Source organism: Stenotrophomonas sp. KH_029, from assembly GCF_057839765.1.
Genome location: NZ_CM174498.1, coordinates 556,246 through 569,177 on the forward strand (window position 1 = coordinate 556,246; position 12,932 = coordinate 569,177).

16 protein-coding genes are annotated in these 12,932 nt (G+C 68.2%); 7 read left to right on the forward strand and 9 right to left on the reverse strand.

All coding sequences use genetic code 11. The annotated features are described in order from the left end of the window. Window positions 1-118: 118 nt before the first annotated feature. Window positions 119-1,000: a LysR family transcriptional regulator gene (locus AC3ITM_RS02510; RefSeq protein WP_489268172.1), complete on the reverse strand. Its 882-nt coding sequence runs from the start codon at window positions 998-1,000 to the stop codon at window positions 119-121. Window positions 1,001-1,097: 97 nt separating this feature from the next. Here AC3ITM_RS02510 and AC3ITM_RS02515 point away from each other — a divergent pair, with 97 nt between their 5' ends. Then, window positions 1,098-1,898: a dioxygenase family protein gene (locus AC3ITM_RS02515; RefSeq protein ID WP_489268173.1), complete on the forward strand. Its 801-nt coding sequence runs from the start codon at window positions 1,098-1,100 to the stop codon at window positions 1,896-1,898. 135 nt (window positions 1,899-2,033) lie between these two features. Then, window positions 2,034-3,677 (forward strand): Na+/H+ antiporter, encoded by a 1,644-nt coding sequence (locus AC3ITM_RS02520; protein ID WP_228885781.1) that lies wholly within the window; start codon window positions 2,034-2,036, stop codon window positions 3,675-3,677. A gap of 112 nt (window positions 3,678-3,789) precedes the next feature. Here the strand turns inward: AC3ITM_RS02520 and AC3ITM_RS02525 are convergent, their stop codons facing one another. Continuing rightward, window positions 3,790-4,035: a DUF3297 family protein gene (locus tag AC3ITM_RS02525; protein ID WP_228885780.1), complete on the reverse strand. Its 246-nt coding sequence runs from the start codon at window positions 4,033-4,035 to the stop codon at window positions 3,790-3,792. Window positions 4,036-4,172: 137 nt separating this feature from the next. On the opposite strand from AC3ITM_RS02525, the gene AC3ITM_RS02530 reads away from it, so the two are divergent. After that, entirely contained in the window at window positions 4,173-4,715 is a 543-nt protein-coding gene (locus AC3ITM_RS02530) for a DUF6630 family protein (RefSeq protein WP_489268176.1), read from the forward strand. Window positions 4,716-4,796: 81 nt separating this feature from the next. Here AC3ITM_RS02530 and AC3ITM_RS02535 read toward each other — a convergent pair whose 3' ends face one another. The 5 genes from AC3ITM_RS02535 to msrB form a co-directional block, all read right to left on the reverse strand. Next, on the reverse strand, window positions 4,797-5,069 hold the full coding sequence (locus tag AC3ITM_RS02535) for a DUF4031 domain-containing protein (protein ID WP_489268177.1): 273 nt from the start codon (window positions 5,067-5,069) through the stop codon (window positions 4,797-4,799). Window positions 5,070-5,083: 14 nt separating this feature from the next. Beyond that, a complete protein-coding gene (locus AC3ITM_RS02540) occupies window positions 5,084-5,575 on the reverse strand; it encodes a hypothetical protein (RefSeq protein ID WP_489268179.1) in 492 nt (163 codons plus the stop codon). A 111-nt stretch (window positions 5,576-5,686) separates the two neighbouring features. Then, complete coding sequence (gene motB, locus AC3ITM_RS02545; protein WP_489268181.1) at window positions 5,687-6,631, reverse strand: flagellar motor protein MotB; 945 nt, start codon at window positions 6,629-6,631, stop codon at window positions 5,687-5,689. A gap of 9 nt (window positions 6,632-6,640) precedes the next feature. Next, the gene (gene motA / locus AC3ITM_RS02550) at window positions 6,641-7,495 is read right to left on the reverse strand and encodes a flagellar motor stator protein MotA (RefSeq protein WP_489268182.1); all 855 of its coding nucleotides are present in this window, start codon (window positions 7,493-7,495) and stop codon (window positions 6,641-6,643) included. 148 nt (window positions 7,496-7,643) lie between these two features. After that, window positions 7,644-8,111: a peptide-methionine (R)-S-oxide reductase MsrB gene (gene msrB, locus AC3ITM_RS02555; RefSeq protein ID WP_489268184.1), complete on the reverse strand. Its 468-nt coding sequence runs from the start codon at window positions 8,109-8,111 to the stop codon at window positions 7,644-7,646. Window positions 8,112-8,253: 142 nt separating this feature from the next. Between msrB and AC3ITM_RS02560 the strand changes: the two genes are divergently transcribed. Further along, on the forward strand, window positions 8,254-8,676 hold the full coding sequence (locus AC3ITM_RS02560; protein WP_489268186.1) for a classical arabinogalactan protein 4: 423 nt from the start codon (window positions 8,254-8,256) through the stop codon (window positions 8,674-8,676). Between the two features lie 290 nt (window positions 8,677-8,966). Then, a complete protein-coding gene (locus tag AC3ITM_RS02565; RefSeq protein WP_228885842.1) occupies window positions 8,967-9,137 on the forward strand; it encodes a lana protein in 171 nt (56 codons plus the stop codon). Between the two features lie 74 nt (window positions 9,138-9,211). Here the strand turns inward: AC3ITM_RS02565 and AC3ITM_RS02570 are convergent, their stop codons facing one another. Then, a complete protein-coding gene (locus AC3ITM_RS02570; protein WP_228885772.1) occupies window positions 9,212-9,691 on the reverse strand; it encodes an Lrp/AsnC ligand binding domain-containing protein in 480 nt (159 codons plus the stop codon). 148 nt (window positions 9,692-9,839) lie between these two features. Here AC3ITM_RS02570 and AC3ITM_RS02575 point away from each other — a divergent pair, with 148 nt between their 5' ends. Together AC3ITM_RS02575 and alr are read left to right on the forward strand one after the other, a co-directional pair. Beyond that, window positions 9,840-11,150 (forward strand): D-amino acid dehydrogenase, encoded by a 1,311-nt coding sequence (locus AC3ITM_RS02575; RefSeq protein ID WP_228885771.1) that lies wholly within the window; start codon window positions 9,840-9,842, stop codon window positions 11,148-11,150. Further along, window positions 11,129-12,205 carry an alanine racemase gene (gene alr, locus AC3ITM_RS02580; protein ID WP_489268189.1) on the forward strand — a complete coding sequence of 359 codons (1,077 nt, stop codon included), beginning with the start codon at window positions 11,129-11,131 and terminating at the stop codon, window positions 12,203-12,205. Before AC3ITM_RS02575 ends, alr begins: the two co-directional genes overlap by 22 nt. A 101-nt stretch (window positions 12,206-12,306) precedes the next feature. On the opposite strand, the gene AC3ITM_RS02585 is transcribed toward alr, so the two are convergent. Next, window positions 12,307-12,873 (reverse strand): DUF3016 domain-containing protein, encoded by a 567-nt coding sequence (locus tag AC3ITM_RS02585; RefSeq protein WP_489268191.1) that lies wholly within the window; start codon window positions 12,871-12,873, stop codon window positions 12,307-12,309. Window positions 12,874-12,932: the final 59 nt, after the last annotated feature.

A 12,932-nucleotide genomic window follows, 5' to 3' on the forward strand; every position in this document is an offset into this window, starting at 1 on the left:
ATGCGCCGTCGCACTTCGCATGCCCGCCATCTGTTGATTCTGGCCAGCGCAATCGCCGGACTTGGCGACATGGCCTGTTGAATCGCTTGCAGTGGGCAACGACGCTGCAGCCGCACCATCACCCCAACGCATCGACCACGTAGTCGATGAAGCTGCGCACCTTCGGGGCCAGATGGTTGCGGCTGGTGTAGACGGCGTGGATGCCGATCGGCGCCACCTCCCAGTCCGGCAGCACGCGTTCCAGGCGGCCGTCGGCCAGTGCGTCGGCGACCAGGAAATCCGGTTGCAGGATGATGCCCATGCCGGCCAGAGCAGCTTCACGCAGGACATCGCCATTGTTGGCGCGCAGGCTGCCCTGCACCGCCACCGACACCTCCCCGCGCGGACCGCGCAGCGGCCAGCGGTCGCCACCGCCCCAGTAGCTGTAGCCCAGGCATTGGTGGTCGGCCAGGTCTTCGGGCTGCTGCGGGCAGCCATGCGCCTGCAGATAGGCCGGGGCGGCGCACAGGGTGATCCGGGTGTCGGCCAACTTGCGCGCGATCAGGCTCGGATGCGGTTGGCCGGTGATGCGGATGGCCACGTCATAGCCTTCTTCCACCATGTCCACCAGCCGGTCGGACAACGACAGCTCGACCTGCACCTGCGGGTAACGCCGGTGGTAGCCGGCCAGCAGCGGGCCGAGCCGGGCGATGCCGTAGCTGACCGGCGCGTTGACCCGCAACAGCCCGGATGGCGCCAGCGCCTGTGCGCCGATGCCCGCTTCCAGCGCATCGAACTGGGCCAGCAACTGCACGCACTGCGCGTAGTACGCCGCGCCGGTGCTGGTCGGGCTGACCCGGCGGGTGGTGCGGTTGAGCAGGCGGGTGGACAGGCGTTTTTCCAGCGCGGCGATCTGCCGGGTGACGCCCGCCGTGGACATGTCCAGGGCCTGCGCGGCGGCACTGAAGCCGTTGCGCTCGACCACGGTTACGAACACACGCATTGCCGCCAGAGTGTCCATTGTTGCAATTCCTGGAATAAACAAGGTCGGATGATCGTATTTATGGGTGGAAGCGAGTGCAATAACCTGTGGTTCTTCCTGGTCCCCGGAGCCTGTGATGCCCACCTTGCCCGCGCTGTATATCTCCCATGGTTCGCCGATGACCGCGCTTACCCCGGGCCGGGTCGGCGAACGCCTGGCCGCACTGGCCACGCAGCTGCCGCGCCCGCGCGCCATCGTGATGGCCTCGGCACACTGGCTGACCCACCAACCGGCCGTGGGCGGCCACGCGCAGCCGCCTACCATCCATGATTTCGGCGGTTTCCCGCAGGCGCTGTTCGACCTGCAGTACCCGGCGCCTGGTGATCCGGCCCTGGCCGAGGACATCGCCGCGCGCCTGGCCGCTGCCGGCCTGCCGGCGCAGATCGACCCGCGGCGCGGGCTGGACCATGGCGCCTGGGTACCGCTGCGCCTGTTGTACCCGCAGGCCGACATCCCGGTGGTACCGCTGGCGATCCAGCCGCGGCTGGGTCCGGCCCACCAGTTCGCGCTGGGCCGCGCGCTGGCGCCATTGCGCGGCCAGGGCGTGTTGCTGATCGGTTCGGGCAGCATCACCCACAACCTGCACGATGCCGGCAGCTATGCCCAGGGCAAGGACGCGCCCTATGTGCGGCCCTTCATCGCATGGGTGGAGCAGCGCCTGCAGGCCGACGACAGCGCGGCCCTGCTGGACTACCGCCAGCGCGCGCCGTATGCCGCGCAGGCCCATCCCACCGATGAGCACCTGCAACCGCTGCATTTCGCCATGGGCGCGGCCGGCGGCGAGGTGCTGGGTGCCCAGCGCATCGATGCCGGGATCGAGGCCGGGTTCCTGGCAATGGACATCTACCGCTTCGACGGTGCTGCGCGCGCTGGCTGAGCGGGCCCGCGCGGCAACGGCCCAGCAACGGCGATACCGCGATCGGAACCATTGACCGCAGTGCTGTGATAGTTTTTTTGCAGTTTCCGGCGCCGGCTGCCTGCAGCCTCCCCTCGCGCCGCTTCTGGAAAATGCATGCATACCATCGAAGTCGTGCTGGCGATGCTGGTGGCCGTGGTCGCCAGCGGCTACCTGGTCCGGGTGTTGCCGCTGTCGGTGCCGCTACCGCTGGTGCAGATCGGCCTGGGCGCGGTGATTGCCGGGGTGTTCAACCGTGGCCACGCGCTGCAGCCGGAGATGTTCTTCCTGCTGTTCCTGCCGCCGCTGCTGTTCCTGGACGGCTGGCGCATTCCCAAGCAGGGCCTGTTCCGCGACAAGGGCGTGATCCTGGAACTGGCCTTCGGGCTGGTGGTGTTCACCGTGATCGGCGCCGGCCTGCTGATCCACTGGATGATCCCGGTGATGCCGCTGGCGGTGGCCTTTGCGCTGGCGGCCATCATCTCTCCGACCGATCCGGTGGCGGTCGGGTCGATCGCGGCGCGCGCGCCGATTCCCAAGCGGCTGATGCACATCCTGGAAGGCGAGTCGCTGTTGAACGACGCCTCCGGCCTGGTCTGCTTCCGCTTCGCGGTGGCCGCGGTGATGACCGGTTCGTTCTCGCTGGCGACCGCCTCGCTGACCTTCCTGTGGGTGGCGGTGGCCGGCCTGGCGATCGGCGTGGCGGTGACCCTGGGCGTGTCCACGGCCCAGCGCTGGCTGTGGCGGCGTTTCGGCGAAGAGCCCGGCGCGGCCCTGCTGGTCAACCTGCTGATCCCGTTTGCGGCCTATCTGCTGGCCGAAGAGGCCAATGCGTCGGGCATCCTGTCGGCGGTGGCCGCCGGCATCACCATGAGCTACGTGGAGTTGACCGGCCGCGTCTCGGGCAGCATGCGGGTGCAGCGCGCGGCGGTATGGGGCATGTTGCAGTTCAGTTTCAACGGCATCATGTTCGTACTGCTCGGCGAGCAGCTGCCGGGCATTGTCGAGCGCGCGATCACCACGGTCAGCGAAAGCGGCCACCGCAATGCGTGGTGGCTGCTGGTGTATGTGGTGGTGATCAACCTGGCGCTGGTGCTGCTGCGCCTGGCCTGGGTATGGCTGTCGCTGCGCTGGAGCCTGCTGCGCGCCCGCCACCGCGGCGAAGTCCGCCAGGGCACCCCGTGGCGGGTGGTGGTGGCCACCTCGGTGGCCGGCGTACGCGGTGCGATCACCCTGGCCGGCGTGCTGACCCTGCCGTTGTTCCTGCCCGACGGCAGTGCCTTCCCGGCGCGCGATCTGGTGATCTTCCTGGCCGCCGCGGTGATCCTGGTGTCGCTGGTCGGCGCCAGCGTGGCGCTGCCACGCCTGTTGAAGGGGCTGGAGCTGCCGGCCGACTCGGGCGAGCGCAAGGCCGAGGACCTGGCCCGCAAACTGGCCTCCAAGGCCGCGCTGGCCGGGGTGGAACGCATGCGCCAGCAGCTGGTGCAGCACCAGACCACCGAGAACGTGCAGCTGTACAACGACGCCGCCTCGCGGGTCAGCCTGCTGTACCAGCGCAACCTGGAAAAGGAAAACGGCCCCGATGCCGACCCGGAGAAGGTGCAGCGGATGGAGCAGGGCTACCGCCAGCTGCGCACCGCCGGGCTCACCGCCGAACGCGAAGAACTGTTCCGGCTGACCCGGCGCGGCAAGATTTCCGACGAGGTCTCGCGCAAGCTGATCCGCAACCTGGACCTGCTGGAGACGCGGCAACGGGATTGAAGGTGGCCCGACCAACGGTCGGGCGCTACCAGGGCGTCAACAGCCATGTCCCGTGTTGACGCGGCCGGTCACGGGCGCGTGGCGACGCGCTCATCAGACCGGCGCACGCCGGTCAGGGGGCGCGATCCAGGTAATAGGCAACCACGGTGCCCTTGATCTTGATCGTCATCGGATTGCCGCGGCGGTCGCGGGCCTTGCCGGCCTGGACGCGGATCCAGCCTTCGCTGACCGAATACTCCTCGACGTTGTCGCGCTCGACCTCGTTGAAACGGATGCCGACCCCACGCTCCAGCGCGGCGGCATCGTGGAAGGGGCTGGCCGGGTTGATCGCCAGGTGATCGGGAGGAGTATCGCTCATGGTCGTCGGATGCTGGCGGCCACCACGGCCGCCTTCTGCGGTACAGGATAAACCGCGCCGCGGCTTCCGCCGAATTTCGCTTCCTGCCAACGCCCCTGCACGGCAGAATGCGTGCCTGTCTCCAGGAAAACCCGGTCATGCCCGACAACAGCGATTATTTCGACTTCGAAGAAGAGGAACGCGATTTCGACGAAGACGACTTCGAGGCGCGGATCTGGAACCTGTTCGTGCTGATCAACCCGGCCGACGAGGAACTGGCCCTGCAGCAGTTCAACCGCTGGCGCGAGGCGCTGCTGGAAAGCGGGCAGGAGATCGACGAGGACGCCGACTGGCTGCCGCCGCTGATGGCCGCGATCGCCTGGCAGTCCGGCTTCGAGGTCGAGCGCGGCGATGCCGATGCGCTGATGTCGGCGGTCAACGAGCTGTCCGCGCGCTGGAACCTGCAGATCGACTGGGGCGGCGACCTGGACGATGAGGATTTCGCCGCCAGGGTGGATGCGCCGCTGCTGATGGCTACCGCCTACGACCGGCTGCGCGAGCACAACTACTCGTTGTGGAGCGTGGATACCGGCGAGGGTGGCCTGTGCGGCTGGATGGCGCTCAGCCGCGACGACGACGCCATGCTGGCGCTGTGCTCGCTGCTGGGGGTGGAAGTGCGCCCGGGCAGCGATCCGTTCTGATGGGTTCTCGCATACCGACCAACGGTCGGTATCTACCGGGCGATGCATGGGTTCATGCGTGTGCCGACCAACGGTCGGCACCTACCGGTATTGGCTTCTCGCATTGGCGATGACCGCTTTGACCAGTGCGCGGTCGGTATGCCGCGAGATGGCCTGCGCGCCCAGTTCGATCGCCTGCAGCCGCAGCGGGGCCGGGACGTCGTAGTGGGCGCCGCTGGGGCGGTTCTGGAAGGCCCGTCGCGGAATCCCGAGCTGGGCGGCCATGGCGTGCAGCTCGGGCAGGGTGTCGGCCATCAAATGCGCCCAGCGCTCGCCGCGCCAGGGGTGTACCGCATCGTCGATATAGACCGTCACCGGATCGCCGTGGCTCAGGCCTGCGGCTTGTCGTCGCTGGCGGCCGGGGCAGGCTCGGCGGCGGCTTCGTCGACGCTTTGCGCGTCTTCGCCGGTTGCCTGTTCTTCTTCGTTGTCTTCGCCTTCGACGCCTTCGAACTCGGACACCAGCTGGGTCAGGTAGTCATCGGCGGTCTTGCCTTCATCGGCGGCCAGGTCGTCGATCAACTGCTGCAGCTGGGTCGAATACTCCAGGGTGACCTTGCGGCCTTCCTTTTCCTGCACGTTGGACAGGTGCTTGAGCATGGCCAGCATCGGGATCGGGTTGTCGGCGTTGCCCATGGTCTGGCCGCCGATGGCCAGCAGCCATTCGGTGCCCTGCAGGCCGATCGCGGCCACGACCTGGCCTTCTTCGTTGGTCAGTACCGCATGGTTCTGCACCGGCTGCTGGGCGTTGAGGCGGTTGATCGGGCGCTTGGGCTGCAGCTTCTTGCGCTTGTCGCGCTTGGCCTTGGACTGCTTGGACATGGGGGTGATCTGTAATGGGAAAGACCGCCATTGTAATGGGGGTTGGCCGGCGCTGTCGGCAGGCGGCGCGGGGCAGGCCGGGGCGCGGGCGCACCGTTCCTGCCCCCGCCCTCAGGGCGTGCCGGCCGGGGCCTGGGCGGCGTGGATGTCGGCGTCGGCGGCGGTCGGCGACAGCGCCAGTTCCTGGCCGGCGCCGGCCAGGGCGGCTGCTTCGGCGGCCTTGGTCATCACCACGATGCTGATTCGGCGGTTGATCGGGTTGTCCGGCTGGGTGCGGTCGAACAGCACCGAGGACGACAGCCCCACCACGCGGGTCACCTTTTCCTCGGCCATGCCGCCGTCGAGCAGGGCGCGGCGTGCGGCGTTGGCGCGGTCGGCGCTCAGTTCCCAGTTGCTGTAGCCATGCACGGCGTTGTAGGCGGTGATGTCGGTGTGGCCGGTGATGCTGATCCGGTTCGGCACGTGGTTGATGAACTGCGACAGCTCACGCAGGATCTCGCGCGTATACGGCTTGAGCGCGGCGCTGCCCATGTCGAACATCGGCCGGTTCTGCTTGTCCACGATCTGGATGCGCAACCCCTCCGGGGTCAGGTCGAGCAGCAGCTGGTCCTTGAACGGTTCCAGTGCCTGGCTCTTGCTGATCGCCTCTTCCAGCTCCTGCTTGAGCGCTTCGAGCTGCTGCTGTTCGCGCTCGCGATCGGTCTGCGCGATCGGCTTGGCCGCCTGCTGCTTCTGGAACGGGTCGTTGCTGTTGCCGCGCGAGATGTCGGTGGCGCCGCCCAGCTTGATCATCGAGGTGCTGGCCCCGCCCGGCCCGGCCATGCCCGGGGCAGGGGTGGAACTCTGCCCGGCCAGCGGGCTGGGGTTGCGGAAGTATTCGGAAATGGCCGCGCGCTCGGGCTTGCTGGTGGCCGCCATCAGCCACAGCAGCAGGAAGAAGGCCATCATCGCGGTCACGAAGTCGGCGTAGGCCACTTTCCAGGCGCCGCCATGATGGGCGGCGTGGCCGGCCTTCCTGACCCGGCGGACGATGACGGTGGGTTTGTTCTCGGCCATGGCAGTGCCTTACTTGACCGTCTTGAGGTGCGCTTCGAACGCGCTGAAGCCCGGGCGCACGTTGGACGGCAGGGTCTTGCGGGCGAATTCGAGGGCGATCTTGGGGTTGTAGCCGCGCAGGCAGGCCAGCAGGGCGGTCTTGACCGACTCGTAGATGCGGCTGTCCTGCTCGGCGCGCGCTTCCACCGCCGCGGCCAGCGGGCCGACGAAGCCGTAGGCCAGCAGGATGCCCAGGAACGTACCCACCAGTGCGCCGGCTACGTGCGCGCCGACCTCGGTGATTTCCCCGCCGATCGAGCCCATGGTGATCACGATGCCCAGCACCGCGGCCACGATGCCGAAGCCGGGCAGGCCGTCGGACACCTTGTTGAGCACCGCCGAGGGCTGCATGGCTTCGGCGTGGTGCTTTTCCAGTTCCATCTCCAGCAGCGGTTCCAGCTCGTGCGGTTCGATGTTGCTGCCGATCATCAGGCGCAGGCAGTCGGTGATGAAGTCGACCAGGTGGTGGTCGGCCTGCACCTTGGGATAGTTGGCGAAGATGGAGCTCTCGGCCGGGCGCTCGACATGGTCTTCCAGTGCCATGAAGCCTTCGCGGCGCGCCTTGTTGAGCAGCTCATAGAGCAGGCTCAGGACGTCGATGTAGTCCTGCTGCTTGTAGGCCGGGCCCTTGAACACGCCCACGATGGCGTGCAGGGTCTGCTTGACGGTCTTGAGCGGGGTACCCACCAGGAACGCGCCCAGCGCCGCGCCACCGATGATGACCAGCTCGTAGGGCTGCCACAGGGCGCCGAGCTTGCCGTGCGCGCCGATGTAGCCACCGAGCACGCTGAGAATGACGATCAGGAATCCAACGATGATGAGCATGGGGCCGGCGCGGAGTGGGGGATACCTCCATGTCGGCCCCGCCCCCGGTTTCCTGAAGGGCGCTGTTCGTTCGATGTCACACTTTTGCGTGGTCAGCCGTGGTCAGCATGCGGGCCAACCCTCAGGCGTGCGGGCCGGCAGTCCGCACCTACGCCGCCGCTCCGGCCTCGGCGCCACCGCGCTGCAGCGGGTCCGGATAGGCATGGCCATTGGGCGTGAAGGCCAGCGAGACCGAGTTCAGGCAATGCCGTTCAAAGGTCGGCGGCGGGCCGTCCGGGAACACATGGCCCAGATGGCTGTCACACCTGGCGCAGACGATTTCGGTGCGGACCATGCCGTGGCTGCTGTCGCGGATCTGCCGCACATGCGCCGGGTCGAACGGGGCGAAGAAGCTGGGCCAGCCGGTGCCGGAGTCGAACTTGGTGCCGGAGCGGAACAGCGGCAGGCCGCACAGGCGGCAGCCGTAGACGCCGTCCTGCTTGTTGTCCAGGAACACGCCGCAGAACGGGGCTTCGGTGCCGTGCTGGAGCAGCACGCGGCGCTCGTCGGCGCCCAGGCCGGCTTCCAGGGCCTGGCGCTGGGCGTCGCTGGGGGGAGAGAGGTCGAAGGCGGTCATCGGCGGTTCCTCGCGGGGGTGCAGTTGAGATTGGGTCGGCGGCCGGCGCTTCAAGCCGGCGCCGGGCGATCCGGGGCCGTTCATGGTGCCGATACCGGCGTCGGCGCACAGTGCACTCCCACACGCCACGCCGGAGCCTGCCATGTCCCGCCACGCCCGCTTCGCCGCCGCGCTGGGGCTGTTGCTGCCGGTTGCGGCCATCGCCCAGATCGGGCCCCCGCCGAATCCGACCACGACCCGCCCGGTAGTGGTGGCGCCGCCCGCCCCGGCCCCGTTGCCCACGCCGGTGCGGCCGGCCCCGGCCGACAGCCTGTCCGGGCAGATGGCGCCGGTGAAGTCCAGCGGCCAGGTGCAGCAGCAACTGCGTCGCCACCCGATCCAGAGCCGCGGCCCGGCCCAGCCCGCGCCGATCCGCGCGCCGGCACCGCAGACCAAGGTCTACGACCGCCACGGCCGGATCATTCCCGGGGCCAGGCAGGTCGCGCCGAACCGCGTGCTGGACACGCGGACCGGCAAGTACTACGACGCGGTTCCCCGTGGCGACGGCCAGCAGATCCGGCCCTGATGGCGCTGTGTCGGTCAGGCCGGCGTGGCGGAAAGACGGCGGCTGGCCGTGCCCATGGCCCGGCAGGGTCGCACCCGGGTCGACTGCACGCGGCCGCGCCGCGTTCGATGGCGGCATGAGCCTCGAACGCCATGGGCGCAGTGCATGAACGCTTTACCAACCACGCCCCGCAGTCATCTGCATCAACGTGCCAACTCACTGCTTTTTCGCCTGCGATTAACCGTTTTTGCCGGACCCTGTGCGTGCGCCGGAACGCGGCGTATTCCAGGGTTTTCCAGAAGAGTGCAATCATGACCAACCAGCAGAACCGCAATCCCGGCAAGATGCCGCAGGAACAGCAGGGCAGTCAGCAGCAGCACCAGAAGGCCGGCCAGCAGAACCAGCAGCAGTGGGACCAGCAGAACCAGAAAGGCGGCAAGCAGCAGGATCAACGCACCCCCGATTCCAAGCAGCAACGCTGACCGGTGTGATGCATGAGCGAGGGCGGTGCGCGCAAGCGCGCCGCTCTTTGCATTGGCATCCCGTCCGGATGCGCTCAGTCGGGAATGGGCAGGGTCAGGGTCTCCTTGACCTCTTCCATCACGATGTAACTCTTGGATTCGCGCACATGCGGCAAGGTCAGCAGGGTGCTGCCGAGCAGCTTCCGGTAGGAGGCCATCTCGCTGATCCGGGCCTTGAGCAGGTAGTCGAAATCCCCCGAGACCAGGTGGCATTCCAGTACGTTGGGCAGCTTCAGCGCGGCGCGGCGGAATTCCTCGAAGATGTCGCCGGACTTGTAGGCCAGGCTGATCTCCACGAACACCAGCAGGCTGGCCTTGAGGTAGTGCGGGTCGAGCTTGGCGTAGTACCCGGTGATGGCGCCGTCGCGCTCCAGCCGGCGTACCCGTTCGGTGCACGGGGTGGTGGACAAGCCGACCCGTTCACCCAGTTCGGTGAAGGAGATCCGGCCCTCGGCCTGCAGGATGCGCAGGATCTTGCGGTCGATCTTGTCCAGTTCGCGGGCGCGGGCGGCCATCGGGTCATCCGGTCGGGGGTGTTGGCGGGACAATACCCTGCCATGTGGCGATAAAACAGGTCAAATGCCGGATTTGTCCGGAATATACTTCCCCAATTATGGTCCCGGCGCGCTCCAGCGCAGGGAATGATCGGGTTGGAGAAGCAGCATGCGCGTTCTAGTCCTTGGCAGCGGCGTCATCGGCACCACCAGTGCCTGGTACCTGCGGCAGGCCGGGTTTGAAGTCACGGTGGTCGACCGCCAGCCCGGTCCGGCGCTGGAAACCAGTTTCGCCAACGCCGGCCAGTTGTCGTTCGGCTACACCTCGCCGTGGGCCGCCCCGGGCGTGCCGCTGAAGGCGGTCAAGTGGCTGTTCGCCGAACATGCGCCGCTGGCAATCCGGCCGGGCCTGGATTGGCGGCAGTACGCGTGGCTGGCGCAGATGCTGCGCAACTGCACGCACGCGCGGTATGCGGTCAACAAGGCGCGCATGGTGCGCATGTCCGAATACAGCCGAGACTGCCTCAACGAACTGCGCCAGCAGACCGGTATTGAATTCGAAGGCCGCGACCTGGGCACCACCCAGTTGTTCCGCACCCAGCAGCAGCTCGACGCCGCCGCCCAGGACATCGAGATCCTGGCCCAGTACCAGGTGCCCTACCAGGTGCTGGACCGCGACGGCATCATCGCCCACGAACCGGCGCTGGCCGGGGTGGCCGACAAGCTGGTCGGCGCGCTGTGGCTGCCGCGCGACCAGACCGGCGACTGCCAGTTGTTCACCCGCCGCCTGGCGCAGATGTGCGTCGATGCCGGGGTGGAGTTCCGCTTCGACCAGGACATTGCCGCCCTGCAGACCGACGGCGACCGCATCACCGGCGTGCGCATCGACGGCAAGCTGGAAACCGCCGACCGCTACGTGGTGGCGTTGGGCAGCTACTCGCCGTCGCTGGTCGACCCGCTCGGCCTGCGCCTGCCGGTGTACCCGCTCAAGGGCTATTCGCTGACCCTGCCGATCACCAACGCGGCGATGGCACCCACCTCGACCATCCTGGATGAAAGCTACAAGGTGGCCGTGACCCGTTTCGACGACCGCATCCGCGTGGGTGGCATGGCCGAAGTGGGCGGCTTTGATCTGTCGCTGTCGCCGCGCCGCCGCGCCACGCTGGAAAAAGTGGTGGGCGACCTGTACCCGCACGGCGGCGACCTGGCGCGCGCCGAGTTCTGGACCGGGCTGCGCCCGGCCACCCCGGACGGCACCCCGGTGGTCGGCGCCACGCCGTACCGCAACCTGTTCCTCAATACCGGCCACGGCACCCTGGGTTGGACCATGGCCTGCGGCTCGGGCCGTTACCTGGCCGACCTGATGAGCGCGCGCCAGCCGCAGATCAGCACCGAAGGCCTGGATATTTTCCGTTACGGCCATGCGGCCGCGTCCGTTGTCCACAGTGAGCCCAAAGCATGCGCCCAGCCCGCGCGTTGATCGACCTGGACGCGCTGCGTTCGAACTTCCAGCTGGCCCGTGAACTTGGCGGGGGCCGCAAGACCCTGGCCGCGGTCAAGGCCGATGCATACGGGCATGGTGCGGTGGCCTGCGCGCGCGCGCTGCAGGGCCAGGCCGATGCGTTCGGCGTGGCCTGCATCGAAGAAGCCCTGGAGCTGCGCGACGCCGGCATCACCGCGCCGATCCTGCTGCTGGAAGGTTTCTTCGAGGCCGACGAGCTGCCGCTGATCGTGCAGCACGACCTGTGGTTCGCCGTGGCCGCACCCTGGCAGGTCGACGCGGTGGCCGCGTTCCAGACCACCGCGACGTTGCAGGTGTGGTTGAAGCTGGACAGCGGCATGCACCGCCTGGGCCTGTCGCCGGCCGATTTCCGCGCCGCGCATGCGCGCCTGTCGGCCCTGCCGCAGATCGCGCCGATGGTGTTGATGAGCCATATGGCGCGCGCCGATGAACTGGACAGCCCGCGCACCGCCGAGCAGGCCGCTGCCTTTGCCGCGGCGATCGAAGGCCTGGCCGGGGAAACCAGCCTGTGCAACTCGCCGGCCCTGCTGGGCTGGCCTGACGTGCGCAGCGACTGGGTACGCCCGGGCCTGATGCTGTACGGGGCCAACCCGTTGCCGGTACAGACCGCGCAGACCCGGCGGCTGCGCCCGGTGATGACCATGCAGTCGAAGATCTTCGCGGTGCGCCAGATCGACGTGGGCGAGCCGGTCGGGTATGGCGCGCGCTTCGTCGCCCAGCGACCGACCCGGGTCGGCGTGGTGGCATTGGGCTATGCCGACGGCTATCCGCAGTTCGCGCCGAACGGCACCCCGGTGCTGATCGATGGCCAGGCAGCCACGCTGATCGGGCGGGTGTCGATGGACATGCTGACCGTGGACCTGACCGACCTGCCGCAGGCCGGGATCGGCAGCACGGTAACCCTGTGGGGCGCATCGCCGCGGCTGGATGTGCTGGCCCCGCTGTGCGGGGTGAGTGCCTACCAGCTGCCCTGCGCGGTCAAGCGCGTGCCGCACGAGGTGGTAGGCGGCTGAAGGCCCGGCCACACATGGCGTGGCGCTATGTCCCGGCAGGATGAGCGGGTAGATCCACGCCATGCGTGGATGCCTTCCGCGCGGCGCCGGGCGGCCCGGCGCTACCGGCCTGCCGTGGCACGCAGCTCGCGCTGGATCCAGTCGTCGAGCAGCTTCTTCTCGTAACGCAGCGGGTCGGAGCTGCGCTGCAGCCCCAGGTTGTGCAGGTAACCGCTGTCGGACAGCTTGCGCTCGCCCTGGGCCAGCACCTGGCCCTGGGCATCGCGCAGGCTGAAGGTCAGGCTGATGCGCGGCGGGTAGAGGTCGCGCAGGATGCGGATGTCGTTGGCGCGCGGGCCATGCCACGGTTCGTAATCACCGGCGCGTTCGATGTCGGTAATGGTCACCTCCAGCGACTGCCCCGGCGCCAGGCGCTTGCCGGCGGCGCTGCGCAGATACTGCGCCAGCTGCTCCACCCAGTTGCCGCGTTCGGCCTCGAAGCGGTTGGTGCTCTGGCGGATTTCGCTGAACTGGGCCGGATCGGTCCACTGCACCTGGACCGCGCTGTCGCCGGCCAGGGCCCGTGGCGCCTGGGGATCGGTCACGGTGCGTGGCGCGGCGGCCTGGGCCGCTCCGATCGCCAGCAGGCAGGCCAAGGTGCCGGTCAACAGCAGAGGGGAGCGTTTCATGACGAATCCTCGGTGGTGATCACGGATCGAGCAGGCAGTCAGTGTGATCCTGATAGGCC